Origin of the sequence: Streptomyces sp. SudanB182_2057, from assembly GCF_964272715.1 — a bacterium.
GTDB lineage: Bacteria > Actinomycetota > Actinomycetes > Streptomycetales > Streptomycetaceae > Streptomyces > Streptomyces rubradiris.
The window spans coordinates 2645828-2672129 of sequence record NZ_OZ186798.1 but is presented as its reverse complement, the minus strand read 5'-3'; the positions used below and the strand labels follow the sequence as shown (position 1 = coordinate 2672129).

The window sequence follows — 26302 nt, the reverse complement described above, 5'->3', positions numbered from 1 at the left end:
TCACGATGCCCGAGTTGCCCGAGGTCGAGGTCGTCCGGCGCGGCCTGGAGCGCTGGGTCGCCCACCGCACCGTCGCCGACACCGAGGTGCTGCACCCGCGCGCCGTCCGCCGGCACCTCGCCGGCCCCGACGACTTCGCGCACCGGCTCAAGGGCCACCACATCGGCACGCCCCGGCGGCGCGGCAAGTACCTGTGGCTGCCGCTGGAGGAGACCGACCAGTCCGTCCTGGCCCACCTCGGCATGAGCGGGCAGCTGCTGGTGCAGCCCCATGACGCGCCGGACGAGAAGCACCTGCGCATCCGGGTCCGGTTCGCCGACCGGCTCGGCACCGAACTCCGCTTCGTGGACCAGCGCACCTTCGGCGGGCTGTCGCTGCACGACAACACCGCCGACGGCCTGCCCGACGTCATCGCGCACATCGCCCGCGACCCGCTGGACCCGCTCTTCGATGACGAGGCATTCCACCAGGCGCTGCGCCGCAAGCGGACCACGATCAAGCGGGCCCTGCTGGACCAGTCGCTGATCAGCGGCGTCGGCAACATCTACGCGGACGAGGCCCTGTGGCGCGCCCGCGTCCACTACGAACGCCCGACGGCGAACTTCACCCGCCCTGTCACGGCGGAACTCCTCGGCCACGTCCGCGACGTGATGAACGCGGCCCTCGCCGTCGGCGGCACCAGCTTCGACAGCCTGTACGTCAACGTCAACGGCGAGTCCGGCTACTTCGACCGGTCCCTGGACGCGTACGGCCGCGAGGGACTGCCGTGCAAGCGGTGCGGCACCCCCATGCGGCGCCGCCCCTGGATGAACCGGTCCAGCTATTTCTGCCCCAAGTGTCAGAGGGCGCCGCGCGTCTCGTCGTAGCGCGCGCGGGCGGCGAGGACATCGTCCATCGCGCCCTCCACACAGTGGATGAGCGCCAGCAGCCGCTCGGCGACCCGGCGGCCCAGCGGCGTCAGCTCGTAGTCCACGCGCGGCGGGTTCGTCGGCTGCGCCTCGCGGTGCACCAGGCCGTCCCGCTCCAGCGCGTGCAGGGTCTGGGAGAGCATCTTCTCGCTCACCCCGTCGACGCGCCGGCGCAGCTCGTTGAAGCGCAGCGACCCCTCGTACAGCGCGCCGAGCGTCAGCCCGCCCCAGCGGCCCGTGACGTGCTCCAGCGTGCCGCGCGACGGGCAGGCCTTGGCGAAGACGTTGTACGCGAGGTCGTCGTGGTCCTGGGTGGTGGCCGTCATGACCCAAGGGTACGTCCGCGCAGCGCTTACCACCAGATTGCACTAACTGATGGTTAGTGCTCAGGTTCCGAACTCCAGCGTCCACCAAGGGCCGCCCGGACCGAGGTGGACACCCGCGCCGACGGCCGTGAAGCCGGGGTTCAGGATGTTGGCGCGATTCTCGGGGCTGTCCATCCAGGCCGCCAGCACGGCCGCCGCGTCCGCCTGGCCGCGGCCGATGTTCTCCGCGCCGAGACCGGTGACCCCGGCCCGCGCCGCCCGGTCCCACGGCGTCCTGCCGTCCGGGTCGGTGTGCGCGAAGAAGCCCCGCGCCGCCATGTCGTCGCTGAACGCCTCGGCCAGCCCGGTCAGCGCGGAGTTCGCCGCGAGCGCGCCGAGCCCGGCCTTCGCCCGCTCGTCGTTGACCAGCTTCAGCACCTCCGCCTCGACGGCGGCCTCCCGCGCCACGGTGTCCGCGGGGGAGGAGGGAGCAGGGGCCGGGGTTCCGGGCGTACGAGAGGGAGTCGCCGAAGGAGTCGCCGTGCGGGACGGGGTGGTCTTCGGCTCGGTGGGCTTGGCGCTGGACTCGGGCCTACTCGGCTGGGGTTCGGGCGCGGGCTCGGCCGGGGTGCCGGACGCGGACGGCTTGGCCGACCCGGGCGTTCGGTCCGGCCCGGCAGGCTTGGTCCGCCCGGGTCCTTGTGTCTTGTGGGGACCGGACTGCGGTGACGGCTTCCCGGTGGCCGTCCGCGCCGGGGCCGGTGCGGCGGGCGCCGGCTCCGAGTCGGAAACGGTGCGGGAGGGGGACGGCTCCGAGGCGGAGACGGTGCCGGAGGGGGACGGGCTCGACGACCGGGCGGGCCGGTCGCCGCCGCCGTCGCCGGAACCCACCGAGGCACCGCCGCCGTCGCCGACACCGCCCGAGGTGCCGCCCTGCCCGCTCGCCGTGTTCCGCGGGGAGGGCCCGGCCCCCGTCCGCTCGCCGCCGGTGGCGTGCGTACCGCCGCCGAGCCGGTAGTGCTCCAGACCCGGCACCGCGCCGGAGCCCACGGCGGCCGTACCGAGGACGACGGCCACGGACACCCCGAGCAGAGCGGCGCGCACCGGACGTACGGCCTTGCTCCACCGGCGGTCGCCACCGGTCCCCTTGTCTTCCGCGTCCCCGGAGCCGGGCGCGGCCGGTGCCGGCTCGTCGTCCGTGGCGAACAGATAGGCCTGCGCCTTCTGGGTGGCCTCGGCGTAGGCGTCCGGGGCCGGGTACGGCCCGATGTCCGAGGGGACCGGGCGTTCCCCGGAGGGCGGGTGCGCGGGCGCGTGCCGAGGGTCGTCGCTTCCGGCGGCGGAGCGTCGGTGGCGTCCCATGATCCTTGCTCTCTTCCTCGTACGCGTGCCTCGTACGTGTGGCCGGTTCACTCCACTCCTTCGAGTGGGTTTCAGCCACGATTCACCGGGTTCGGACGGTACCCGATGTCGCCGGGGCGCGATGTGTCCCGAGCGGTACCGGCCGGTTAGGTTGCACCCATGAGCGAGGACGTACGACTGGTCGCCTGGGTGCGTGGGCACGTGCAGGGCGTGGGATTCCGCTGGTTCACGCGGGCCAGGGCGCTGGAGATCGGCGGGTTGAGTGGTTTTGCTCTCAATCTGGCCGACGGACGGGTCCAGGTGGTCGCGGAGGGGCCGCGCGAGGGCTGCGAGGGCCTGCTGGACTGGCTCCAGGGCGCCGACACGCCCGGCCGTGTGGACGGTGTGACAGAGATCTGGGACACACCGCGCGGCGGCTACGACGGCTTCGCCATCCGCTGATCCGACCCCGCCGCGCCCCTCGGCCGGGCCGCCGGGGGGCGCCGCTGGCGCCCGTCGGGAGTGAAAACGCCCTGGTGGTTGCCAAGGCGGGCGGGGCATGGCAGGCTCCGCAGGTACTGCTGGTCGCCACGCCCTGAGGGCCCCGGAGAGCCGCAGCACCGCCGTGTCCACGGCCGTGCGCCCCGGGTTGCCCTCCAATACGGGGCGTGATCGTGTTGACCGTCAAACTTTTTGGTGAGACGCTGAAAGCCCCGCGCACCTTAGCTGTTTGGCATGGAACAACAGCAGAGCAACACCCGGATGTGCCAAGCACGCGGGTGCGAATCCCTCACGACCCACACCGCATCGGTCGGTCACTCATTGTGGAGGACCATCCATCATGGCAAAGGCGCTTCTCGGTTACGTCGGCGGCTCCGACCCTCGACTCCTCGCCGAGATGCGACGGCTGCAGCAGCGTGTACAGGACCTGGAGTCCGAGCTCGGACGGATCCAGGCCGAGAACGAAGCGCTGACGGCTGCCGCCTCTCAGGAGAGGATCATGGAGAGCATCGACGCACACCAGGCGGAGCCTGCGCTCACCTGATCGCTGCATCAGCTCCACAACAGCAGAGACAGCGATCGGGTTGCCCGTATCAACCGCTCAGTTGATCGGACGGCTGCGATCCAGTCGTCAGAGTTGCAAGGGACGCTTCGGCGTCCCTTCGTTCTTTACCCCCGCATCCTTTCACCTTCTTTAACACCTGGTGTGCCCTGCGTGGTCAATGACGAAACCGCGCGGCGGCGGGGGTTCGTCGGCCGGGCCGGGAGCGGCGGGTAGAGTCCAGGGGCGTGCACCTCAAGGCCCTGACCCTGCGCGGCTTCAAGTCGTTCGCCTCGGCGACCACGCTCCGGTTCGAACCGGGGATCACGTGTGTCGTCGGCCCGAACGGCTCGGGCAAGTCCAATGTCGTGGACGCGCTCAGCTGGGTCATGGGCGAACAGGGCGCCAAGTCGCTGCGCGGCGGCAAGATGGAGGACGTCATCTTCGCCGGCACCACCGGCCGCCCGCCGCTCGGCCGCGCCGAGGTGTCCCTGACCATCGACAACTCCGACGGCGCCCTGCCCATCGAGTACGCCGAGGTCACCATCACGCGGACGATGTTCCGCAACGGCGGCAGCGAGTACCAGATCAACGGCGACACCTGCCGTCTGCTGGACATCCAGGAACTTCTCTCCGACTCCGGCATCGGCCGCGAGATGCACGTCATCGTCGGCCAGGGCCAGCTCGACTCCGTCCTGCACGCCGACCCCATGGGCCGCCGCGCCTTCATCGAGGAGGCGGCCGGCGTCCTCAAGCACCGCAAGCGCAAGGAGAAGGCGCTCCGCAAGCTGGACGCGATGCGGGCCAACCTCGCGCGCGTGCAGGACCTCACCGACGAACTGCGCCGCCAGCTCAAGCCCCTGGGCCGGCAGGCGGCGGTGGCCCGCCGGGCCGCCGTCATCCAGGCCGACCTCCGCGACGCCCGGCTGCGGTTGCTCGCCGACGACCTGGTACGGCTGCGCGCGGCCCTCCAGGCGGAGATCGCCGACGAGGCGGCGCTGAAGGAACGCAAGGACACCGCCGAGCGGGAACTGAAGCAGGCCCTGCACCGGGAGGCCCTGCTGGAGGACGAGGTGCGCCGGCTCACCCCGCGCCTGGCCCGCGCCCAGCAGACCTGGTACGAGCTGTCCCAGCTCGCCGAACGCGTCCGCGGGACGATCTCGCTGGCCGACGCCCGGGTCAAGAGCGCCACCTCCGCCCCGCCCGAGGAACGGCACGGCCGGGACCCCGAGGACCTGGAGCGCGAGGCCGCCCGCGTCCGGGACCAGGAGGCCGAGCTGGAGGCCGCCCTCGAAGCGGCACGGCGGGCACTTGACGACACGGTCGCGCACCGCGCCGAGTTGGAGCGCGAGCTGGCCGTGGAGGAGCGTCGGCTGAAGGATGTCGCCCGCGCCATCGCGGACCGCCGCGAGGGCCTGGCCCGCCTCTCCGGGCAGGTCAACGCGGCCCGCTCGCGCGTCGCCTCCGCCGAGGCCGAGATCGACCGGCTCGGCACGGCCCGCGACGAGGCGCGGGAGCGGGCGGAGCGCGCGCAGGAGGAGTACGAGGCCCTGCGCGCGGAGGTCGACGGCCTGGACGCGGGCGACGCCGACCTGGCCGAGCGGCACGAGGCCGCGAAGCGGGAGCTGGCCGACGCGGAAGCGGCCCTGGGCACGGCCCGCGACGCCCTCACCGCCGCCGAGCGCACCCGCGCGGCGACCCAGGCCCGCCACGAGGCGCTGGCGCTCGGCCTGCGCCGCAAGGACGGCACCGGCATACTGCTCGGCGCGCGCGACCGCCTCACCGGCATCCTCGGCCCCGCGGCGGAACTCCTGAGGATCACCCCGGGCTACGAGACCCCCCTGGCGGCGGCCTTCGGCACGGCGGCCGACGCCCTCGCCGTCACCACCCCCGCGGCAGCGACCGAGGCCCTCACCCTCCTCCGCAAACAGGACGCCGGCCGAGCCACCCTCCTCTTGACGAGCGCCCCGGAAGAAGCGCCCCAAAGGGGCGCGGGGAACGGCGCGAGCAACCACGAGGCTCCCGCACCCGACAACGGTGACCCGGCCCCCCGAACCGCGGCGCCCAGCCACGACGCTCCCGCACTCGACCACGGTGGGACAGCGCCCCGAAGGGGCGCGGGGAACGGCGCGCCCAGCCACGACGCTCCCGCACCCGACAACGGCGACCCGGCCCCCCGAACCGCGGCGCCCAGCCACGACGCACCCGAAAACGGCGACCCGGCCCCCCGCCCCGGCGGCCCCCTCTTCGCCGCCACCCTCGTCCACGGCCCCGCCGACCTCATGCCCGCCGTCCGCCGCGTCCTGCGTGACATCGTCGTGGTCGACACCCTGGCCGACGCCGAGACCCTGGTCCGCGCCCACCCCGGCCTGACCGCCGTCACCGCCGAAGGCGACCTCCTTGGCGCGCACCTCGCGCACGGCGGCTCCGCGGGCGCCCCCAGCCTGCTGGAGGTACAAGCCTCCGTGGACGAGGCCGCTGCCGAACTGGCCGAGCTGGAGGTCCGCTGCCGGGAGCTGGCCGAGGCACAGCGCGCGGCGGCCGAGCGCCGTACCGAGTCCGCCACCCTCTTGGAGGAGCTCGGCGAGCGGCGCCGCGCCGCCGACCGGGAGAAGTCGGCCGTCGCCCAGCGGCTCGGCCGCCTGGCCGGCCAGGCCCGCGGCGCCGCCGGCGAGGCCGAGCGGTCGGCCGCGGCGGCGGCCCGCGCGCAGGAGGCGCTGGAGGCGGCCGTGCGGGAGGCCGAGGAGCTGGCCGAGCGGCTGGCCGTGGCCGAGGAGACACCGGCGGAGGAGGAGCCGGACACCTCGGTCCGGGACCGGCTCGCCGCCGACGGCGCCAACGCCCGGCAGACCGAGATGGAGGCCCGCCTCCAGGTCCGTACCCACGAGGAGCGGGTCAAGGGACTCGCCGGACGCGCCGACGCGCTCGACCGGGCGGCCCGCGCCGAACGCGAGGCACGCGCGCGTGCCGAGCGGCGCCGGGCCCGGCTGCGCCACGAGGCGGCCGTGGCCGGGGCCGTCGCCTCCGGCGCCCGGCAGCTGCTCGCCCACGTGGAGGTGTCCCTCGCCCGCGCCGAGGAGGAGCGCGCCGCCGCCGAGGCCGCCAGGACCCGGGGCGAGCGGGAGCTCGCCGCCGCCCGCACGGCCGGCCGCGAACTCAAGGCCGAACTCGACAAGTTGACGGATTCGGTCCACCGGGGCGAGGTACTCGGCGCCGAGAAACGGCTGCGCATCGAGCAGCTGGAGGCGAAGGCGCTGGAGGAACTGGGTGTCGAACCGGAGGGACTGGTGGCCGAGTACGGGCCGCACCAGCCGGTGCCGCCCTCGCCCCCCGCCGACGGCGAACGGCTGCCCGAGGACCCCGGGCACCCGCGCAACCGGCCCCGTCCCTTCGACCGTGCCGAGCAGGAGAAGCGGCTCAAGGCGGCCGAGCGGGCGTACCAGCAGCTGGGCAAGGTCAACCCGCTGGCGCTGGAGGAGTTCGCCGCGCTGGAGGAACGGCACAAGTTCCTCGGCGAGCAGCTGGAGGACCTGAAGAAGACCCGCGCCGACCTGCTCCAGGTGGTGAAGGAGGTCGACGAGCGCGTCGAGCAGGTCTTCACCGAGGCCTTCCGGGACACCGCCCGTGAGTTCGAGGGCGTCTTCGCCCGGCTGTTCCCCGGCGGCGAGGGCCGTCTGGTGCTGACCGACCCCGCGGACATGCTCGCCACGGGCGTGGACGTGGAGGCGCGTCCGCCGGGCAAGAAGGTCAAGCGGCTCTCCCTGCTGTCGGGCGGCGAGCGCTCGCTGACCGCGGTGGCGCTGCTGGTGTCGATCTTCAAGGCCCGGCCGAGCCCGTTCTACGTGATGGACGAGGTCGAGGCCGCGCTGGACGACACCAACCTCCAGCGGCTGATCGGGATCATGCGCGAGCTCCAGGAGAGTTCGCAGCTGATCGTGATCACGCACCAGAAGCGCACGATGGAGGTCGCCGACGCGCTCTACGGCGTGTCCATGCAGGGCGACGGCGTCTCCAAGGTCATCTCCCAGCGGTTGCGCTAGCCCCTTTTCCCGGGTTCACCAGGGATCCCTTCAAGATCATCTCGGCGAGTGTTCAGTTCTTGAACGCAAGATCGTCAGGCATATCTGAAAACTCACAGTCGTTGAACTATTGACTTCGAAACTTGAAGGCATAGTCTCTGCAACGTTGCTTTTACCTTCAGGTGTGAGTGGCCCACCCGTATGCGCCACTGGAGACCTGTAAGGGCTCGCCCCCACCCGGCAGCGTTGCCGTGGCCCGAGGAGTTACACCGTGACCAGCACAGCGCAGGCACCTCAGTCAGGAGCCAGGTCGGCTCACCCCGAACATCTCGGGCACGTCATCTTCATCGCGGCGGCTGCCGCCATGGGCGGCTTCCTCTTCGGCTACGACAGCTCCGTGATCAACGGCGCCGTCGAGGCCATCCGGGACCGCTACGACGTCGGCTCCGCCGCCCTCGCCCAGGTCATCGCGATCGCGCTGATCGGCTGCGCCATCGGCGCCGCCACCGCCGGCCGCATAGCCGACCGCATCGGCCGCATCCGCTGCATGCAGATCGCCGCCGTCCTGTTCACCGTCAGCGCCGTCGGTTCCGCGCTGCCGTTCGCGCTGTGGGACCTCGCCTTCTGGCGCGTCATCGGCGGCTTCGCCATCGGCATGGCCTCCGTGATCGGCCCCGCCTACATCGCCGAGGTCGCCCCGCCCGCCTACCGCGGCCGGCTCGGCTCCTTCCAGCAGGCCGCGATCGTCGTCGGCATCGCCGTCTCCCAGCTGGTCAACTGGGGTCTGCTCAACGCCGCCGGCGGCGACCAGCGCGGCAAGCTGATGGGCCTGGAGGCCTGGCAGGTCATGCTCGGCGTGATGGTCGTCCCGGCCGTCCTCTACGGCCTGCTCTCCTTCGCGATCCCCGAGTCCCCCCGCTTCCTGCTCTCCGTGGGCAAGCGCGAGCGCGCCCGTGAGATCCTCGCCGAGGTCGAGGGCAAGGACGTCGACCTGGACGCCCGCGTCGCCGAGATCGAGCACGCGATGAAGAGCGAGCACAAGTCCTCCTTCAAGGACCTGCTCGGCGGCTCCTTCTTCTTCAAGCCGATCGTCTGGATCGGTATCGGCCTGTCGGTCTTCCAGCAGTTCGTCGGCATCAACGTCGCGTTCTACTACTCCTCGACGCTGTGGCAGTCGGTCGGCGTCGACCCGTCGGACTCGTTCTTCTACTCCTTCACCACCTCGATCATCAACATCGTCGGCACCGTGATCGCGATGATCTTCGTGGACCGCGTCGGCCGCAAGCCGCTCGCCCTCATCGGCTCGGTCGGCATGGTCGTCGGCCTGGCGCTGGAGGCCTGGGCGTTCAGCTACCACCTGGTCGACGGCAAGCTGCCGGCCACCCAGGGCTGGGTCGCCCTGATCGCCGCCCACCTGTTCGTCCTCTTCTTCGCCCTCTCCTGGGGCGTGGTGGTCTGGGTGTTCCTCGGCGAGATGTTCCCGAACAAGCTCCGCGCCGCCGCCCTCGGTGTCGCCGCCTCCGCGCAGTGGATCGCCAACTGGGCCATCACCGCGAGCTTCCCGTCGCTGGCCGAGTGGAACCTCTCCGGCACCTACGTGATCTACACCATCTTCGCGGCCCTCTCCATCCCGTTCGTCCTGAAGTTCGTCAAGGAGACGAAGGGCAAGTCCCTGGAGGAGATGGGCTGAGCCTCGTAGCGAGGCCCCCGAACTCGGGGGGAAGGGCCAAGACCCCGCTGCCCTCTCCTCGAACCGTCCGCCGCCCCCGGTCCCGGCCACCCGCCAGGACCGGGGGCGGCGGTGTTTCCGCGCTCCCGGCGGCCCGGCTCAGCCCTCCAGCGCCGGGACGACCCGCTCCGCGAACAGCCGCAGGCTGCGCCAGCCCTCCTCCACCGGCATGCCGCCCGCCAGCGGGTGCAGCACCAGGCTGTCCAGGCCCCGTGCCAGACACTGTTCCGGGGTGAGGATCCGGTACACGCCCTCCGCGCGCAGCTCCGCCACCGTCGTGGCCGCTGACCGTACCGCCGAGCGGATCCCGCCCGACTGCCAGGAGGCGTAGGTCCGGGCCTCGTGCAGCAGGTGCCCGCCGTACTCGGCCCACGCCCGGTCCGGGTCCTCGGCGAGATGCAGCAGCGGCGTCTCGGTGGCCGGCATCATCGTCCAGCCCTCGGTGCCGTACTCGGCGAGCCGGTCCTTGTAGTACGCCTCCAGCTCCGGCAGATGCGCGCTCGGGAAGAACGGCAGGCCGAACCGGGCGGCCCGGCGCGCGGCGGCCCTGGAGGAGCCGCCGACCAGCAGCAGGGGGTGCGGCCGGGTGTACGGGCGGGGGGTGAGCCGTACCCTGCGGCCCCGGTACGCGAACTCCTCGCCGGTCCACGCCGTCAGCAGCGTTTCGAGCAGCTCGTCCTGGAGCCGGCCGCGCCGGTCCCAGTCGACGCCGAACATCGCGTACTCCTCGGGCCGGTAGCCGATCCCGGCCACGGTCACCAGCCGGCCGCCGCTCAGCAGGTCCAGCACGGCGATGTCCTCCGCCAGCCGCAGCGGGTCGTGCAGCGGGCCGATCACCGCCGACACCGTCACCGCGATCCGGCGGGTGGCCCCGAGCACCGCGCCCGCGAAGACGAACGGCGACGGCAGCCAGTTGTTCTCCGCGCCGTGGTGCTCCTCGGTCTGCACGGTGGCGATCCCGTGCTCGTCCGCGTAGCAGGCCATCTCCACCGCGGCCCGGTAACGGGCGGACAGGGCGTCGGGAGAGGCGCCGGGCGCGACGAGGTTGAAGCGTACGACCGTGACGGGCATGCGAAGTCCCCCTCCGGTACGGCTCGGTGGAGGGGGACGTTAGCTGACGGTACGTCAGTTGGCCAGGGGGCCGGCCGGGGTCAGGCGCCGGTGGGCGCGGGCTGCCCGGCGGCCTCCTCGGCCGCGGGCCCGGTGACCGGCGCCGGCTTCGGCAGCACCACGTACAGCACGCCGGAGATCACGATCGTGGCGACCCAGCCGAGGCCGTACTCGCCGATCACGTTGTTCGTCGCCAGCGGGCCGGTGAACCAGTCGGAGGTGGTGAACATCAGTCCCGACACCAGGCCGACCGCCCAGGCGGCCACGGCCGCGGGGGAGAAGCCGCCCTTGTACCAGTAGGCGCTGGTGCGGGTGGTGTCGGCCATGGCCCGGCCGTCGTACTCGGTACGGCGCAGCATGTCCGCGCCGAACACGCCGACCCACGCGGAGAAGGCGACCGCCAGCAGCGACAGGAAGGCGATGAAGGAGCCCATGAAGCTGGTCGCCACCAGCATCAGCACCCCGCCGAACACCAGCGAGATCACCGCGTTCACCGAGACCGCCCAGTGCCGCGGCACCTTGATGCCGAGGGTCTGCGCGGTGAAGCCCGCCGAGTACATCGACATCGAGTTGATCAGCAGCATGCCGATCAGCGCGATGAACAGGTACGGCACCGCGATCCACGTCGGCAGGATCTCGCCCAGGAAGGACACCGGGTCGCTGGCCGAGGCCAGGTCCGGGGTGGACACCGCCATCACCGCGCCCATCAGCACCATCGGCAGCACGACGACACCGGCGCCGCCCACCGCCGTCCCCACGATCGCCTTCGAGGACGCCGTACGCGGCAGATAGCGGGTGAAGTCCGGGGCCGAGGGGATCCAGCTGACACCGCCCGCCGCGATCATGCCGACGCCGGTGATCACCGAGGCCGTGGAACCGGCGCCGTGGTCCATCACCTTCGACCAGTCGGTGTCCACCACCAGGTAGCCGAGCACCAGCACCGAGAAGACGGCGAAGAAATAGGTCGCGTACTTGTTGCACTTCTGCACGGCGTTGATGCCGAGCCCGGAGATCGCGAAGGTCGCCACGACGAACGCCAGCAGCATCACCATGTCCAGCACGTTGTTCGCCTTGATGCCGAACAGGATGTCCAGGATGGTGAGCATCGCGTACGCGCCGGTGACCGCGTTGATCGTCTCCCAGCCCCAGCGCGCGACCCAGATCAGCGAACCGGGCAGCAGATTGCCGCGCTGCCCGAAGACCGCGCGCGACAGCGCCATGCCGGGCGCGCCGCCCCGCTTGCCCGCGATGCCGATCAGGCCGACCAGGCCGTACGACACGATCGGCGCGGCCACGGCGACGATCAGGGCCTGCCAGAAGTTCAGGTGGTAGGCGACGACGAGGCTCGCGCCCATCGTCAGCAGCAGGACGCTGATGTTCGCGCCGACCCAGGTGGGGAACAGCTGCCCCGGACGCGCCGTGCGCTCGTGGTCGGGGACCTGCTCGATACCGCGGGTTTCGAGAGCGCCTTCGGTCTCGGCGGATTTGCTCATGGAAGAGGTGCCTGACATGGGGGGACAAGGTGACGAGGGGACTCTACGCGCGTGGATAGAGGTGTCACCATCGTACTTTGCTCCGAGTCCTCGTGTTAAGTGGCCTTTGTCTCTCGGAGAAAGCCACAAACGGGGTTCTCGAGGACCCCATGGCCGATACTGGTCGGGTTATGGAAATCGTCATCCTTGCTGTAGTCATCGCCGTGGTCGTGCTCGGCGCACTCGGCGGGCTGATCGTGGGCAGCCGGCGCCGGAAGCCGCTGCCCCCGCCGCCCCCGAAGGCGCCCGACATCACCGCGCCCCCGGCCGAGCCGCACGTCGGCGAAGAGGCCGAGACGCCGCGCGACGAACCGCGCCGGACCATCGAGGAGGTGGATCTCCCGGGCGGCCCCGCGCCGGTCGTCGTCGAGGAGCCCCCCGTCGCCGAGGCTCCCGGGATCGAGATCGAGGTCCCGGAGCCCACCGCGGGCCGGCTCGTCCGGCTGCGCGCCCGCCTGTCCCGCTCGCAGAACGCCCTGGGCCAGGGCCTGCTCACCCTGCTCTCCCGCGAGCACCTCGACGAGGACACCTGGGAGGAGATCGAGGACACGCTGCTCACCGCCGACGTCGGCGTGCAGCCCACCCAGGAACTGGTCGAGCGCTTGCGCGAACGCGTCAAGGTGCTCGGCACCCGCACCCCGGAGGAACTGCGCGGCCTGCTCCGCGAGGAGCTCCTCAAGCTGGTCGGCACCGACCTCGACCGCACGGTGAAGACCGAGCCCGAGGGCCGCAAGCCCGGCATCGTGATGGTCGTCGGCGTCAACGGCACCGGCAAGACCACCACCACCGGCAAGCTCGCCCGGGTCCTGGTCGCCGACGGCCGCACCGTCGTGCTCGGCGCCGCCGACACCTTCCGTGCCGCCGCCGCCGACCAGCTCCAGACCTGGGGCGAGCGCGTCGGCGCCCACACCGTGCGCGGCCCCGAGGCCGGCGACCCCGCCTCCGTCGCCTTCGACGCGGTGAAGGAGGGCAAGGAGATGGGCGTCGACGTGGTGCTGATCGACACCGCCGGACGCCTGCACACCAAGACCGGCCTCATGGACGAGCTGGGCAAGGTCAAGCGCGTGGTGGAGAAGCACGCGCCGCTGGACGAGGTACTGCTCGTCCTGGACGCCACCACCGGCCAGAACGGCCTGGTGCAGGCCCGGGTGTTCGCCGAGGTGGTGGACATCACCGGCATCGTGCTGACCAAGCTGGACGGCACGGCCAAGGGCGGCATCGTGGTCGCCGTCCAGCGCGAGCTGGGCGTGCCGGTCAAGCTGGTCGGGCTCGGTGAGGGCGCGGACGACCTCGCGCCGTTCGAGCCGGAGGCGTTCGTCGACGCGTTGATCGGCGACTGAGTCGTCCTGGGAACATTCCTGGCATGAGAAGCGTGAGCGCCCGTCCCCGAAGCGCAAGGGGGGCGGGCGCCGCTTTTTCCCGCCGTCCTACCCCCGCCTTTTCCCCGCCGTCCTACCCCCGCGACCGATGCGCCACATAGGCCAGCGCACCCAGCAGCAGCCGGGCCGCCGGAGGCCGGGTCGCGGAGTCCAGCGCGGGCGGGCGCAGCCAGCGCACCGGGCCCAGGCCGCCCCGGTCGGAGGGCGGGGCGGTGATGTGCGTCCCCGGGCCGAGGCCGCGCAGGTCCAGCGCGGCCGGGTCGTCCCAGCCCAGGCGGTACAGCAGCCGGGGCAGGTCGACGGCGGCGCCGGGCGCGACGAAGAAGTGGGCGCGGCCGTCCGGGGTGGCGGTGACCGGGCCCAGGGGTAATCCCATCCGCTCCAGGCGGACCAGGGCGCGGCGGCCGGCCGGCTCCGACACCTCCAGGACGTCGAACGCCTGGCCGACCGGCAGCATCAGGGAGGCGCCCGGGAACTCGGACCAGGCCTTGCTCACCTCGTCCAGCGTGGCCCCGGCCGGGACCGGGGGCGCGAACTCCAGCGGGTGCGCGCCCGGCGCCGCGCAGTCGCGCCGCCCGCACGAACAGGCGCCCCCGGCGGCCCGTGCTCCCGGCACCACGTCCCAGCCCCACAGTCCGGTGAATTCGGCGACGGTGGTGCACTCCGCCAGGCGCCCGCGCCGACGTGCGCCGGAGCGGATCTCGCGGATGCCGCCGATCGTGAAGCCCATGCCCCCTCCAACGGGTCCTGCGCGCCGGTGGTTACGACACGGAGCGAGACGGAAGCGGAACGTAACGCTACGGCTCCGCCTGCCCGAGTGGTGATGGGGCCAATGCGGCGCCTTGAAGCGCGCTGGGTGGCACATCAGGCTCCGTGCGCCCCTGGGTGCATCACTCCGCCGGCTTCCGCCCGTCCCCCGTAAGTACAACGCGCGGAGAGGATCGTGTGCGCATTCGAAGGGGTGGCGAATGGTGGCGTTTCCGGTACGCCCGGGGCGGGAGGGTGATCACGAGATTACTCTGTGTGCGCGAGTTCACGGGGGGCGCATGCGCGCGCGGGTATGCCGGAGGCAAGCCGCCAGCCCGTTCGAAGGGTGAGAATCACCGGACAGGAGGCGTTATTTACCGGCATTCTGATAAGGCTTGGCGCACCAGGTGACAAGTGGTCTCAGGAAATGGGGGCATCCCAGTGGGCGGCAACGGCGGTAGCGGTACGAGCGCTGAAAAGCGCCCCAACGAGCTGCTCGGCTCGTGGTTCGTGCGCAGCGGCTGGTCCAAGGGCGAGCTGGCCCGGCAGGTGAACCGCAGGGCACGCCAGTTGGGCGCCAACCACATCTCGACCGACACCTCGCGGGTGCGCCGCTGGCTCGACGGGGAGAATCCCCGGGAACCGATCCCGCGCATCCTGTCCGAGCTGTTCTCCGAACGCTTCGGCTGCGTCGTCTCCGTCGAGGACCTCGGGCTGCGCACCGCCCGGCAGTCGCCCGCCGCCTCCGGTGTCGACCTGCCCTGGACCGGCGCCCAGACGGTCGCCCTGCTCGGCGAGTTCTCCCGCAGCGACCTGATGCTCGCCCGGCGCGGCTTCCTCGGCACCTCCCTCGCCCTGTCCGCCGGCCCCTCCCTGATCGAGCCCATGCAGCGCTGGCTCGTGCCCACCCCCGGCTCCCCGGCCCCCGCCGAGCCCGCCCCCGCGCTCGACGCCCGCCGGCCGGGCCGGCTCTCCCAGCCCGAGCTGGAGCTGCTGGAGTCCACCACCCGCATGTTCCGCAAGTGGGACGCCCAGTGCGGCGGCGGACTGCGCCGCAAGGCGGTCGTCGGCCAGCTGCACGAGGTCACCGACCTGCTCCAGGAACCCCAGCCCGAGGCCACCACCCGCAAGCTGTTCCAGGTCGCCGCCGAACTGTCCCAGCTCGCCGGCTGGATGTCGTACGACGTCGGCCTCCAGCCCACCGCGCAGAAGTACTTCGTGCTCGCCCTGCACGCCGCCAAGGAGGCCGGCGACAAGCCGCTCGGCTCCTACGTCCTGTCCAGCATGAGCCGCCAGATGATCCACCTCGGCCGGCCCGACGACGCCCTGGAACTGATCCACCTCGCCCAGTACGGCAGCCGCGACTGCGCCGGCCCGCGCACCCAGGCCATGCTGTATGCGATGGAGGCCCGCGCCTACGCCAACATGGGCCAGCCCGGGAAGACCAAGCGCGCCGTCCGCCTCGCCGAGGACACCTTCGCCGAGATCGACGAGTGGGACGAGCCGGACCCCGACTGGATCCGCTTCTTCTCCGAGGCCGAGCTGTACGCGGAGAACTCCCACTCCTTCCGCGACCTCGCCTACAACGCCGGGCGCAGCCCCAGCTACGCCTCCCTCGCCGAACCGCTCATGCGGCGCGCCGTGGAACTGTTCGCCGACGACTCCGAGCACCAGCGGTCGTACGCGCTCAACCTCATCGGCATGGCCTCCGTGCACCTGCTCCAGCGCGAGCCCGAGCGCAGCACGGAGTACGCGGCGAAGGCCCTGGACGTCGCCAAGAAGGTCCGTTCCGAACGGGTGAACACCCGTATCCGCAAGACGGTCGGCACGGCCGTGCGCGACTACGGCGAGCTGGCCGCCGTGGTCGACCTCTCCGAGAAACTCGCCGCCGACCTGCCGGAAGCCGCCGAGGCGGGCTGACCCCGGCACCCCCAGCCCCGGCCGCGGCCGGTCCTCACGAACCGCCCGACTCGGCTCCCCCATGCCAGGTCGTCGAGAGGACCGCCGCGGCCGGTCCGTTCCTCCCCGCGGATCACCCGGGAGAAGGTTGCGCCACGATAACGACCGGCGCGGCCCGGCATCTCCCGCTTCACCGACGCGTAACACACAGGGCGCCTTCGTCACCCCGGCGAAACAACGAGGGGCTTCCACCGAAACCGCGCTGCGCGAGTCTCGTGGCGCACAACCGGCCCACCCCTCACCCGACCGGACCGCTCAGGCACCGCCCGCACGGGGCCGTACCAATCGACGAGGAGACGCCGATGGCACCAGCCATCATGCTCGCGGCGGACACGCCCACACTGTCCTCCGCCAACACAGGCTTCATGCTCATCTGTTCCGCCCTGGTGATGCTCATGACCCCGGCCCTCGCCTTCTTCTACGGAGGCATGGTCCGCGTCAAGAGCACCCTGAACATGCTGATGATGAGCTTCATCAGCCTCGGGATCGTCACCATCCTGTGGGTGCTCTACGGCTTCTCCCTCGCCTTCGGCAACGGCAACCGCCTGATCGGCTACAACGCCGACTGGATCGGCCTCAGCGACATCGGCCTCACCGAACTCTGGGACGGCTACACCATCCCGGTCTTCGTCTTCATGGTCTTCCAGCTGATGTTCGCCATCCTCACCCCCGCCCTGATCAGCGGCGCCCTCGCCGACCGGGTCAAGTTCTCCGCCTGGGCCCTCTTCGTCGCCCTGTGGGCCACCGTCGTCTACATCCCCGTCGCCCACTGGGTCTGGGCCGCCGACGGCTGGGCCTTCAAGCTGGGCGTGATCGACTTCGCGGGCGGTACGGCGGTCCACATCAACGCCGGTGCGGCGGCGCTCGGGGTCATCCTCGTCATCGGCAAGCGCGTCGGCTTCAAGCGGGACCCCATGCGCCCGCACAGCCTCCCGCTGGTCATGCTCGGCGCCGGGCTGCTCTGGTTCGGCTGGTTCGGCTTCAACGCCGGCTCCTGGCTCGGCAACGACGACGGCGTGGGCGCGCTGATGTTCGTCAACACGCAGGTCGCCACCGCCGCCGCCATGCTGGCCTGGCTCGGCTACGAGAAGCTCCGGCACGGCGCCTGCACCACCCTCGGCGCCGCCTCCGGCGCGGTCGCCGGCCTGGTCGCCATCACCCCCTCCGGCGGCGCGGTCTCCCCGCTCGGCGCGATCGCCGTCGGCGCCATCGCCGGTGTCGCCTGCGCCGCGGCCGTCGGCCTGAAGTTCAGGTTCGGCTACGACGACTCCCTCGACGTCGTCGGCGTCCACCTGGTCGGCGGCATCCTCGGCTCCCTGCTCGTCGGCTTCTTCGCCACCGGCAAGGGCCAGTCCACCGCCACCGGCGTCTTCTACGGCGACCACGGCTTCGACCAGCTGTGGAAGCAGTGCGCGGGCGTCTTCGCGGTCCTCGCCTACTCCCTGATCGCCTCCGCCGTCCTCGCCTTCCTCCTCGACAAGACCCTCGGCATGCGGGTCACCGAGGACGCGGAGGTCTCCGGCATCGACCAGGCCGAACACGCCGAGACCGCATACGACTTCAGCGGAGCGGGCGGCGGCGTCGCCGGAACCGCCGCCGCTGCCCTGGCCGCCGTGCACACCCGGAAGGTGGACGCGTGAAGCTCATCACCGCAGTCGTCAAGCCCCACCGGCTCGACGAGATCAAGGAAGCCCTCCAGGCCTTCGGCGTGCACGGACTCACCGTCACCGAGGCCAGCGGCTACGGCCGGCAGCGCGGCCACACCGAGGTCTACCGAGGCGCCGAGTACACCGTCGACCTCGTCCCCAAGGTCCGCGTGGAGGTACTGGCCGAGGACGACGACGCCGAACAGCTGATCGAGGTCATCGTCAAGGCCGCCCGCACCGGCAAGATCGGGGACGGCAAGGTGTGGTCCCTGCCGGTGGAGACCGCCGTCCGCGTCCGCACCGGCGAACGCGGCCCGGACGCGCTCTGACCAGGACCGACAGAAGAGGAGTCGCCGGGTGACGGGCACGGACACGCACACGGACACAGGTACCGAGGACCCGGGGACCGGCGGCTACGCGGCGGCCCGGCTGCGCCTCCTCACCGAGGACGCGCGGTCCGGGCCGCCGCGCCGTTCCGCCCTCGCCTCACTGACCGACGACTGGCTCGCCGGACTGTTCGGCGCGGCGGCCGGCCCGGCCCGGGGCGTCTCCCTCGTCGCCGTCGGCGGCTACGGCCGCGGCGAGCTGTCCCCGCGCAGCGACCTCGACCTCGTCCTGCTGCACGACGGCTCCGCCCCCGGCACCGTCGCCGCCCTCGCCGACCGGATCTGGTACCCCGTCTGGGACCTCGGCCTCTCCCTCGACCACTCCGTGCGCACTCCCGCCGAGGCCCGCGCCACCGCGGCCGAGGACCTGAAGGTCCAGCTCGGCCTGCTGGACGCCCGCCACCTGGCCGGCGACACCACCCTGACCGCCGGCCTGCGCACCGCCGTCCTCACCGACTGGCGCAACCAGGCCCCGAAGCGCCTGCCCGAACTCCGCGAACTGTGCGCCGAGCGCGCCGCCCGCCAGGGCGAACTGCGCTACCTGCTCGAACCCGACCTCAAGGAGGCCCGCGGCGGCCTCCGCGACGCCACCGCGCTGCGCGCCGTGGCCGCCTCCTGGCTCGCCGACGCCCCCCGCGAGGGACTGGCCGACGCCCGCCGCCGGCTGCTCGACGTCCGCGACGCCCTCCACCTGGCCACCGGCCGCGCCACCGACCGGCTCGCCCTCCAGGAACAGGACCAGGTGGCCGCCGGGCTGGGCCTGCTCGACGCCGACACCCTGCTGCGGCAGGTCTACGAAGCCGCCCGCGTCATCGCGTACGCCGCCGATGTCACCTGGCGCGAGGTGGGCCGCGTCCTGCGCGCCCGCGCCGTACGGCCCCGCCTGCGCGCCATGCTGGGCGGCGGCCGCCCGGCCGCCGAACGCTCGCCGCTGGCCGAGGGCGTCGTGGAACAGGACGGCGAAGTGGTGCTCGCCCGCGCCGCCCGCCCCGACCGCGACCCCGTCCTGCCGCTGCGCGCCGCTGCCGCCGCCGCGCAGGCCGGCCTCCCGCTCTCCCCGCACGCCGCCCGGCACATGGCCGCCACCGCGCGCCCCCTGCCCACCCCCTGGCCCGCCGAGGCCCGCGAACAACTGGTCACCCTGCTCGGCTCCGGCCGCCCGACCGTCGAGGTCTGGGAGGCGCTGGAGGCCGAGGGGCTGATCGCCCGCCTGCTGCCCGACTGGGAACGGGTCCGCTGCCGCCCCCAGCGCAACGCCGTCCACGTCTGGACCGTCGACCGGCACCTCATCGAGACCGCCGTACGCGCCTCCGCCCTCACCCGCCGGGTCGGCCGCCCCGACCTGCTCCTCGTCGCCGCCCTGCTGCACGACATCGGCAAGGGCTGGCCCGGCGACCACTCGGCGGCCGGCGAGATCATCACCAAGGACGTCGCCGCGCGGATCGGCTTCGACCGCGCCGACACCGCCGTGCTGGCCACACTCGTCCGCCACCACCTGCTGCTCGTCGAGACCGCCACCCGCCGCGACCTGGACGACCCCGCCACCGTCCGCTCCGTCGCCGACGCGGTCGGCACCCAGAACACCCTGGAACTGCTGCACGCCCTCACCGAGGCGGACGCCCTCGCCACCGGCCCGGCCGCCTGGTCCTCCTGGCGCGGCAAGCTCGTCGCCGACCTGGTCCGGCGTGTCTCCGGGGTCCTCGCCGGGGCCGCCCCCGACGAGCCCGAGCCCGCCGCGCCCACCGCCGAGCAGGAGCGCCTCGCCATCGAGGCGTTCCGCACCGGCGGCCCGGTCCTCGCCCTGCGCGCCCAGACCGAAGCCGTGTCCGGCGAGCCCTCGCCCGGCGAACCGGAACCCCTCGGCGTCGAGCTGCTCATCGCCGTCCCCGACCAGCCCGGCGTCCTGCCCGCGGTCGCCGGGGTCCTCGCCGTGCACCGCCTCACCGTCCGCACGGCGGAACTGCGCGCCCTGCGGCTGCCGGACGACGTGGACGACGACGGCACGGTCCTCCTGCTCGACTGGCGGGTCGCCGCCGAGTACGGCTCCCTGCCCCAGGCGGCCCGGCTGCGCACCGACCTCGTCCGTGCCCTGGACGGCACCCTGGACATCGCCGGCCGGCTGGCCGAACGCGACGCCGCCTACCCGCGCCGGCGCGGCTGGACCGCCCCGCCGCCCCGGGTCGCCGTGGCCCCGGCCGCCTCCCGCCACGCCACGGTGATCGAGGTCCGCGCCCAGGACGCGCCCGGCCTGCTCCACCGCATCGGCACGGCCCTGGAGAAGGCGGGCGTACGGGTGCGGAGCATGCACGTGTCGACGCTGGGCGCGAACGCCGTGGACGCGTTCTACGTCACGACGGGCACGGGGGCGCCACTGCCCCCCGCGGACGCGGCGTCGCTGGCGGGGGTGCTGGAGGAGACGCTGCGGGCCTGACCTTCTCGGCCAGGGCCGATCCGCTTGCGGAGCCAGATACTCTTGAGGGCGACCCAGCTTCCGACTCTGAGGACCGACGCCGCCGTGTTCGATACTCTCTCCGACCGTCTCTCAGCCACCTTCAAGTCCCTCCGGGGCAAGGGCAGGCTCAGCGAGGCGGACATCGACGCCACGGCACGTGAGATCCGCATCGCGCTCCTCGAAGCCGACGTGGCCCTCCCTGTCGTCCGCGCGTTCGTCAAGAAGGTCAAGGAGCGGGCGCTCGGGGTCGAGATCTCCAAGGCGCTCAACCCGGCGCAGCAGTTCATCAAGATCGTCAACGACGAGCTGGTGGAGATCCTCGGCGGCGAGACCCGCCGCCTCCGCTTCGCCAAGCAGCCGCCCACCGTGATCATGCTGGCCGGTCTCCAGGGTGCCGGTAAGACCACCCTCGCGGGCAAGCTCGGCCGGTGGCTCAAGGAGCAGGGCCACTCCCCGCTGCTGGTCGCCTGTGACCTCCAGCGCCCGAACGCCGTGAACCAGCTCAGCGTCGTCGCCGAGCGCGCCGGTGTCGCGGTGTACGCGCCGGAGCCGGGCAACGGCGTCGGCGACCCGGTGAAGGTCGCCAAGGACTCCGTCGAGTTCGCGAAGTCCAGGGTCCACGACATCGTGATCGTGGACACCGCCGGCCGCCTCGGTATCGACGCCGAGATGATGCGGCAGGCCGCCGACATCCGGGACGCGGTCAGCCCCGACGAGATCCTCTTCGTCGTGGACGCCATGATCGGCCAGGACGCCGTCAACACCGCCGAGGCCTTCCGCGACGGCGTCGGCTTCGACGGCGTGGTGCTCTCCAAGCTCGACGGCGACGCCCGCGGTGGTGCCGCGCTGTCCATCCGGCAGATCACCGGCAAGCCGATCATGTTCGCGTCGAACGGCGAGAAGCTGGACGACTTCGACGCCTTCCACCCGGACCGGATGGCCTCCCGCATCCTCGACATGGGTGACCTGCTCACCCTGATCGAGCAGGCGGAGAAGACCTTCAGCCAGGAAGAGGCCGCCAAGATGGCCTCCAAGCTGGCGTCCAAGAAGGGCCAGGACTTCACCCTGGACGACTTCCTGTCCCAGATGGAGCAGGTCAGGAAGATGGGCAGCATCAGCAAGCTGCTCGGCATGCTCCCGGGCATGGGCCAGATCAAGGACCAGATCGCGAACCTGGACGAGCGGGACGTCGACCGCACCGCCGCGATCATCAAGTCCATGACCCCGGCCGAGCGCCAGGACCCGACGATCATCAACGGCTCCCGCCGCGCCCGTATCGCCAAGGGCTCCGGCGTCGACGTCAGCGCGGTCAAGGGTTTGGTCGAGCGGTTCTTCGAGGCCCGCAAGATGATGTCCCGCATGGCCCAGGGCGGCGGCATGCCGGGCATGCCGGGGATCCCAGGCATGGGCGGCGGCCCGGGCCGGCAGAAGAAGCAGCAGAAGAAGGCCAAGGGCAAGCAGCGCTCCGGCAACCCGATGAAGCGCAAGCAGCAGGAGCTGGAGGAGGCCCAGCGCCGCGAGGCCGCCGCGCAGGCGGGCGGCGCGTTCGGCCTGCCGGGCCAGCAGGGCGGCCAGGACTTCGAGCTGCCGGACGAGTTCAAGAAGTTCATGGGCTGACCGGGCACCGGTCGAGGACCGGCCCGTACGTCGCGAGGGGCGCCCTTCCGCCGGAAGGGCGCCCCTCGCGCACGCCGGTGGCGCCCCGTGCGCATGCCGGTGCCCGGACGGTGTCGTACCGTCCCGGTATGAGCAACCCCGCTCCGTCCCGCAAGTCGCCGGACCAGCCCTGGCGCACCGAGGGCGCCCCGGAGGAGCCGTCGCGGCAGCCTCCCGGCGGGCGCGGGATGCGCGGCGGCTGGTGGCGGCTGGTCCTCACCGCGCTGATCGTGTACCTGATCGCCAACCTGGTGCTGTCGTACGTCGACCAGGCGAACGAGCCGACGATCTCGTACACCGAGTTCAGCAGGCAGGTGAACGCGGGCAACGTCGACAAGATCTACGCCAAGGGCGACTCCATCCAGGGCCAGCTCAAGAAGGAGCGGAAGAACCCGGAGGGCGGCGGGTACACCAAGTTCAACACCGAGCGGCCGGCGTTCGCGGACGACGACCTGTGGGCGAACCTGACCCGGCACAAGGTCACCGTCACGGCCGAGCCGGTCGTCCAGCACCGCAGCTTTCTCGCCAACCTGCTGATCTCGCTGGCGCCCATGCTGCTGCTGATCGCCGTGTGGGTGTTCATCGCGCGCCGGATGAGCGCGGGGCTCGGCGGTGCGGGCGGGATGCTCGGCCGCAAGGCGCCGCCGAAGCCGGTGGAGCTGGTGCCGGGGGAGAAGCGCACCACGTTCGCCGACGTGGCCGGCATCGACGAGGTCGAGGCCGAGCTGAACGACGTGGTCGACTTCCTGAAGAACCCCGACGCCTACCGCCGGATGGGCGCCAAGATGCCCCGGGGCGTGCTGCTCGCGGGTCCGCCCGGCACCGGCAAGACGCTGCTGGCGCGGGCGGTGGCCGGCGAGGCGGGCGTGCCGTTCTTCTCCGCCTCGGCCTCGGAGTTCATCGAGATGATCGTGGGCGTGGGCGCCTCCCGGGTGCGGGAGCTGTTCGCGGAGGCGCGCAAGGTGGCGCCGTCGATCATCTTCATCGACGAGATCGACACCATCGGGCGGGCGCGCGGCGGCGGCGCGTCGATGGGCGGGCACGACGAGCGCGAGCAGACGCTGAACCAGATCCTCACCGAGATGGACGGCTTCTCCGGCTCGGAGGGCGTGATCGTGATCGCGGCCACCAACCGCGCCGACATCCTCGACCCGGCCCTGACCCGCCCGGGCCGCTTCGACCGGGTGGTGCAGGTCTCGCCGCCGGACCGGGGCGGACGCGAGGCCATCCTGCGGATCCACACCCGGGACATCCCGCTCACCGACGACGTCGACCTCGTCCAGGTGGCCCGTACGACACCGGGCATGACGGGCGCGGAGCTGGCGAACCTGGCCAACGAGGCCGCGCTGCTCGCGGTCAAGCGGGGGCAGCGGCAGGTGACCGGCGCCGACCTGTCCGAGGCGCTGGAGAAGGTGCAGCTGGGGGCGGAGCGTTCGCTGGTGATGCCGGAGGAGGAGCGCCGGCGCACCGCGTACCACGAGAGCGGGCACGCGCTGCTGGGCATGCTGCAACCGGGCGCCGACCCGGTCCGCAAGATCACGATCGTGCCGCGCGGCCGGGCGCTGGGCGTCACGCTGTCGACACCGGAGTCGGACAAGTACGCGTTCACCGAGGAGTACCTGCGCGGCCGGATCATCGGCGCGCTGGGCGGGATGGCGGCCGAGCGGGTGGTCTACGGCGTGATCACCACGGGATCCGAGAGCGACCTGGAGCAGGTCACCAGCATCGCCCGGGGCATGGTGTCGCGCTGGGGCATGAGCGAGCGGGTCGGCAGGCTGTCCGCGCTGCCGAACGACGCCCAGCAGGCCTACGGCCTCGCCGCCGCGCCGCAGACCCTCGACGTGATCGACGCGGAGATGCGGCGGATCGTGGACGAGTGCTACGCGGAGGCGTGCCGCAAGCTCGTCGACCACCGCGGGCAGCTCGACGCGCTCGCGCACGCCCTCCTGGAGAACGAGACGCTGGAGGAGGCGGACGCCTACCGCATCGCCGGCATCACCCGCCTGCGCAAGGACACCGACGTCTAGGGCACCCGGGCGACCAGGTAGCGGAAGACGTTCGGCATCCACACGGTGCCGTCCGGGCGGCGGTGCGGGTGCAGGGCCTCGGTCAGCTCCTTGTCGACCTGCCGGGCGTCGGTCGCCGCGATCGCCGCGTCGAACAGGCCGGTCGACAGCAGTCCCCGTACGGCGCTGTCGAGGTCGGCGTAGCCGAACGGGCAGGCGACCCGGCCGGAGCCGTCGGGCCGCAGCCCGGCCCGGGCGGCGGCCTCCTCCAGGTCGTCGCGGCGGGCGGGCCGCCAGCCGCGGGCGCCGGGCAGCGGGTCGGCGAGGCCGGCGGCCGCGCGCAGCACCGCGGAGGTGGCGCAGCGCTCGGGCGGTCCCCAGCCGGCCAGCACCACGGCGGCCCCGCGCGCGGCCAGCGGCAGGGCGGCGGCGAGCAGCTCGCCGAGCCCGTCCCCGTCGCCCGGGTCGAAGACGGTCACCAGGGTGTACGGCTCGCCGCCGGCCGGCGCGGCGGGGGGTTCGCCGAGGAGTCGCGGGGCGGTACGCGCGCGTGCGGCCCGGGGCGGGCCGTCCGGCAGCAGGCGGGCGCGCGCGAGGGCGAGCCGTTCCGGGAAGGCGGAGTCGACGCCGGTGACCGCGGCGCCCCGGGAGGCCGCCAGCAGCAGGGCGAGCCCGGCCCCGCACCGCAGGTCCAGCAGCCGGCTCCCGGGACCCACGTCGAGCCGGTCGTAGACGGCTTCGTAGAGCGGTACGAGCATTCGCTCCTGGATCTCGGACCAGTCACGCGCGCGTGCGCTCAAGTCCACGCGGGGTGCCGGGTCCGCGTGAGCCACGTGCTGCCGCACGAGCGTAGGTGTCATGAAAGCGCCCCAATCCGCCGACGGTTCGTCGCTGTATTCGGTCGCGTGGCCCCCGTGCCGTGCGCGCGCACTTCCCACGTATGCCAGGTAACTCCGGGCCCGCGGTGTCGTCCAGGGGTCTCGGGGTCCGGCTTGGGCCCTGTACGCGCGTGTGGCGAGAATTCACATCCCGGCAACCTGACGGGCCGTACGGTGGCCGCGCACGCGGGGGCGGCCGGCGCGGGTGGGGGCGGGCCGGTGGCGGGCGGTGCGGCGGCAGGCGGTAACGTCGCGAGGGCGGGGGCGCCGGCCGGGACGGCACGGCGGGCCGCGAACGGCCGGATGCGTCTCCCGTCGCCGACGGCCCGTGTCGGCTCCGGGCCCACCGGCGGTGCGTAGCGCGGACTACGCACCAGCTTGGGCGGAGCTGTGACGCTTCTCCGCAGATCAGCGCACCCGCCCTCGTCAGGACGCATCAGCGGCAACTGACGGGTACGTGCAAATTATTTGGGATGCCCCGGAATAGGAACACAGAGGCACCCCCGCTCGTTGTCATTACGTGAGCACGACACAGACACAGACACCACCTGTTCTCGCCGCAGAGCTGGCGCAGGCGTGGGCCGACATTCAGCGGCACCACCCCGAGCTGCCGGACCTGGCCGCACCGGAGTCCCTGATCGGAGAGTCGTCGTCCGCGTGTGGTCACGAACTCTCCTTCGAACGACTTCTCCATGAGGCGGTGCACGGCATCGCCGCCGCCCGGGGCATCCGGGACACCTCCCGGGCCGGCCGCTACCACAACCGTCGTTTCCTCGCGATCGCCGAGGAGCTGGGCCTGGACCACCCCGAGGAGCCGCACCCGAGCAGCGGTTTCTCCCTGGTCACGCTCAACGCCGAGGCGAAGCGGCGCTACCGCCCGACCATGGAGCGACTCCAGCGCGCGCTGAAGGCCCACCTGGCCGCCACCTCCGCCGACACCTCCCGCACCTTCCGCGGCCCGGCCGCCCGGCACGGTTCCTCCGGCGGCGGTGTCCGGGTCAAGGCGGTGTGCGACTGCGGGCGCAACGTCCGGGTCGTCCCGTCGGTCCTCGCCCAGGCGCCCATCGTCTGCGGCGGCTGCGGCAAGCCGTTCAGAATCCCGGAGGTCATGGGGGCGGCGTAGGCGCGGCGCGCGGACACCGGCATCTCGTGGCTGCCGGGCCGCGGGCGGCGACCCCACAGCACGCGCGGCGCACCCGACGTGCCC

General features: G+C 72.6%; 19 protein-coding genes. 13 read left to right on the top strand and 6 right to left on the bottom strand.

All coding sequences use genetic code 11. The features are described from left to right. Window positions 1–5: 5 nt before the first annotated feature. Window positions 6–866: a bifunctional DNA-formamidopyrimidine glycosylase/DNA-(apurinic or apyrimidinic site) lyase gene (mutM, locus tag ACSURM_RS11230; RefSeq protein WP_436954865.1), complete on the top strand. Its 861-nt coding sequence runs from the start codon at window positions 6–8 to the stop codon at window positions 864–866. On the opposite strand, the gene ACSURM_RS11225 is transcribed toward mutM, so the two are convergent. Both ACSURM_RS11225 and ACSURM_RS11220 read right to left on the bottom strand, forming a co-directional pair. Next, on the bottom strand, window positions 839–1234 hold the full coding sequence (locus ACSURM_RS11225) for a winged helix-turn-helix transcriptional regulator (RefSeq protein WP_030612730.1): 396 nt from the start codon (window positions 1232–1234) through the stop codon (window positions 839–841). The genes mutM and ACSURM_RS11225 overlap by 28 nt on opposite strands. Window positions 1235–1294: 60 nt before the next feature. Next, a complete protein-coding gene (locus ACSURM_RS11220; protein ID WP_436954864.1) occupies window positions 1295–2575 on the bottom strand; it encodes a CAP domain-containing protein in 1281 nt (426 codons plus the stop codon). A 159-nt stretch (window positions 2576–2734) separates the two neighbouring features. Here ACSURM_RS11220 and ACSURM_RS11215 point away from each other — a divergent pair, with 159 nt between their 5' ends. The 4 genes from ACSURM_RS11215 (at window position 2735) to ACSURM_RS11200 (ending at window position 9305) form a co-directional block, all read left to right on the top strand. After that, entirely contained in the window at window positions 2735–3016 is a 282-nt protein-coding gene (locus tag ACSURM_RS11215; protein WP_359046102.1) for an acylphosphatase, read from the top strand. A gap of 379 nt (window positions 3017–3395) precedes the next feature. Next, complete coding sequence (locus ACSURM_RS11210; RefSeq protein WP_030612740.1) at window positions 3396–3599, top strand: hypothetical protein; 204 nt, start codon at window positions 3396–3398, stop codon at window positions 3597–3599. A gap of 245 nt (window positions 3600–3844) precedes the next feature. Then, window positions 3845–7636 carry an AAA family ATPase gene (locus tag ACSURM_RS11205; protein WP_436954863.1) on the top strand — a complete coding sequence of 1264 codons (3792 nt, stop codon included), beginning with the start codon at window positions 3845–3847 and terminating at the stop codon, window positions 7634–7636. A gap of 250 nt (window positions 7637–7886) precedes the next feature. Then, window positions 7887–9305, top strand: coding sequence for a sugar porter family MFS transporter (locus ACSURM_RS11200; protein ID WP_436954862.1), 1419 nt, complete (start codon window positions 7887–7889; stop codon window positions 9303–9305). A gap of 138 nt (window positions 9306–9443) precedes the next feature. Here the strand turns inward: ACSURM_RS11200 and ACSURM_RS11195 are convergent, their stop codons facing one another. Together ACSURM_RS11195 and ACSURM_RS11190 are read right to left on the bottom strand one after the other, a co-directional pair. Beyond that, entirely contained in the window at window positions 9444–10415 is a 972-nt protein-coding gene (locus ACSURM_RS11195) for an LLM class flavin-dependent oxidoreductase (RefSeq protein ID WP_436954860.1), read from the bottom strand. An 80-nt stretch (window positions 10416–10495) separates the two neighbouring features. Beyond that, on the bottom strand, window positions 10496–11947 hold the full coding sequence (locus tag ACSURM_RS11190; RefSeq protein ID WP_436954859.1) for a cytosine permease: 1452 nt from the start codon (window positions 11945–11947) through the stop codon (window positions 10496–10498). Between the two features lie 170 nt (window positions 11948–12117). On the opposite strand from ACSURM_RS11190, the gene ftsY reads away from it, so the two are divergent. Then, entirely contained in the window at window positions 12118–13326 is a 1209-nt protein-coding gene (gene ftsY / locus ACSURM_RS11185) for a signal recognition particle-docking protein FtsY (protein WP_436954858.1), read from the top strand. Between the two features lie 112 nt (window positions 13327–13438). Here ftsY and ACSURM_RS11180 read toward each other — a convergent pair whose 3' ends face one another. Continuing rightward, the gene (locus tag ACSURM_RS11180) at window positions 13439–14095 is read right to left on the bottom strand and encodes a bifunctional DNA primase/polymerase (RefSeq protein ID WP_436954857.1); all 657 of its coding nucleotides are present in this window, start codon (window positions 14093–14095) and stop codon (window positions 13439–13441) included. A 458-nt stretch (window positions 14096–14553) separates the two neighbouring features. On the opposite strand from ACSURM_RS11180, the gene nsdA reads away from it, so the two are divergent. The 6 genes from nsdA (at window position 14554) to ftsH (ending at window position 24238) form a co-directional block, all read left to right on the top strand. Then, a complete protein-coding gene (gene nsdA / locus ACSURM_RS11175; protein ID WP_436954856.1) occupies window positions 14554–16032 on the top strand; it encodes a transcriptional repressor NsdA in 1479 nt (492 codons plus the stop codon). Between the two features lie 341 nt (window positions 16033–16373). Continuing rightward, window positions 16374–17711: an ammonium transporter gene (locus ACSURM_RS11170; protein ID WP_436954854.1), complete on the top strand. Its 1338-nt coding sequence runs from the start codon at window positions 16374–16376 to the stop codon at window positions 17709–17711. Then, a complete protein-coding gene (locus ACSURM_RS11165) occupies window positions 17708–18046 on the top strand; it encodes a P-II family nitrogen regulator (RefSeq protein WP_030612756.1) in 339 nt (112 codons plus the stop codon). The genes ACSURM_RS11170 and ACSURM_RS11165 overlap by 4 nt, the downstream gene beginning before the upstream one ends. Before the next feature lie 28 nt (window positions 18047–18074). Continuing rightward, window positions 18075–20534, top strand: a complete 2460-nt coding sequence (locus ACSURM_RS11160; protein ID WP_436954853.1) for a [protein-PII] uridylyltransferase — start codon at window positions 18075–18077, stop codon at window positions 20532–20534. Window positions 20535–20618: 84 nt separating this feature from the next. Then, the gene (ffh, locus tag ACSURM_RS11155) at window positions 20619–22172 is read left to right on the top strand and encodes a signal recognition particle protein (RefSeq protein ID WP_436954852.1); all 1554 of its coding nucleotides are present in this window, start codon (window positions 20619–20621) and stop codon (window positions 22170–22172) included. A 128-nt stretch (window positions 22173–22300) separates the two neighbouring features. Beyond that, window positions 22301–24238 (top strand): ATP-dependent zinc metalloprotease FtsH, encoded by a 1938-nt coding sequence (gene ftsH, locus ACSURM_RS11150; RefSeq protein ID WP_436954851.1) that lies wholly within the window; start codon window positions 22301–22303, stop codon window positions 24236–24238. Here the strand turns inward: ftsH and ACSURM_RS11145 are convergent. Further along, a complete protein-coding gene (locus ACSURM_RS11145) occupies window positions 24235–25077 on the bottom strand; it encodes an SAM-dependent methyltransferase (protein WP_436954850.1) in 843 nt (280 codons plus the stop codon). The two genes, ftsH and ACSURM_RS11145, sit on opposite strands and share 4 nt — an antisense overlap. 538 nt (window positions 25078–25615) lie before the next feature. On the opposite strand from ACSURM_RS11145, the gene ACSURM_RS11140 reads away from it, so the two are divergent. Continuing rightward, window positions 25616–26218, top strand: a complete 603-nt coding sequence (locus ACSURM_RS11140; protein WP_436954849.1) for a hypothetical protein — start codon at window positions 25616–25618, stop codon at window positions 26216–26218. Window positions 26219–26302: the final 84 nt, after the last annotated feature.

What these genes read in the sequence shown, in the direction of transcription:
- mutM (WP_436954865.1), top strand. Translation starts at nt 6, where the DNA reads ATGCCCGAGTTGCCCGAGGTCGAGGTCGTCCGGCGCGGCCTGGAGCGC.
- ACSURM_RS11225 (WP_030612730.1), bottom strand. Translation starts at nt 1,234, where the DNA reads ATGACGGCCACCACCCAGGACCACGACGACCTCGCGTACAACGTCTTC.
- ACSURM_RS11220 (WP_436954864.1), bottom strand. Translation starts at nt 2,575, where the DNA reads ATGGGACGCCACCGACGCTCCGCCGCCGGAAGCGACGACCCTCGGCAC.
- ACSURM_RS11215 (WP_359046102.1), top strand. Translation starts at nt 2,735, where the DNA reads ATGAGCGAGGACGTACGACTGGTCGCCTGGGTGCGTGGGCACGTGCAG.
- ACSURM_RS11210 (WP_030612740.1), top strand. Translation starts at nt 3,396, where the DNA reads ATGGCAAAGGCGCTTCTCGGTTACGTCGGCGGCTCCGACCCTCGACTC.
- ACSURM_RS11195 (WP_436954860.1), bottom strand. Translation starts at nt 10,415, where the DNA reads ATGCCCGTCACGGTCGTACGCTTCAACCTCGTCGCGCCCGGCGCCTCT.
- ACSURM_RS11190 (WP_436954859.1), bottom strand. Translation starts at nt 11,947, where the DNA reads ATGAGCAAATCCGCCGAGACCGAAGGCGCTCTCGAAACCCGCGGTATC.
- ftsY (WP_436954858.1), top strand. Translation starts at nt 12,118, where the DNA reads ATGGAAATCGTCATCCTTGCTGTAGTCATCGCCGTGGTCGTGCTCGGC.
- ACSURM_RS11180 (WP_436954857.1), bottom strand. Translation starts at nt 14,095, where the DNA reads ATGGGCTTCACGATCGGCGGCATCCGCGAGATCCGCTCCGGCGCACGT.
- ACSURM_RS11170 (WP_436954854.1), top strand. Translation starts at nt 16,374, where the DNA reads ATGGCACCAGCCATCATGCTCGCGGCGGACACGCCCACACTGTCCTCC.
- ftsH (WP_436954851.1), top strand. Translation starts at nt 22,301, where the DNA reads ATGAGCAACCCCGCTCCGTCCCGCAAGTCGCCGGACCAGCCCTGGCGC.
- ACSURM_RS11145 (WP_436954850.1), bottom strand. Translation starts at nt 25,077, where the DNA reads ATGACACCTACGCTCGTGCGGCAGCACGTGGCTCACGCGGACCCGGCA.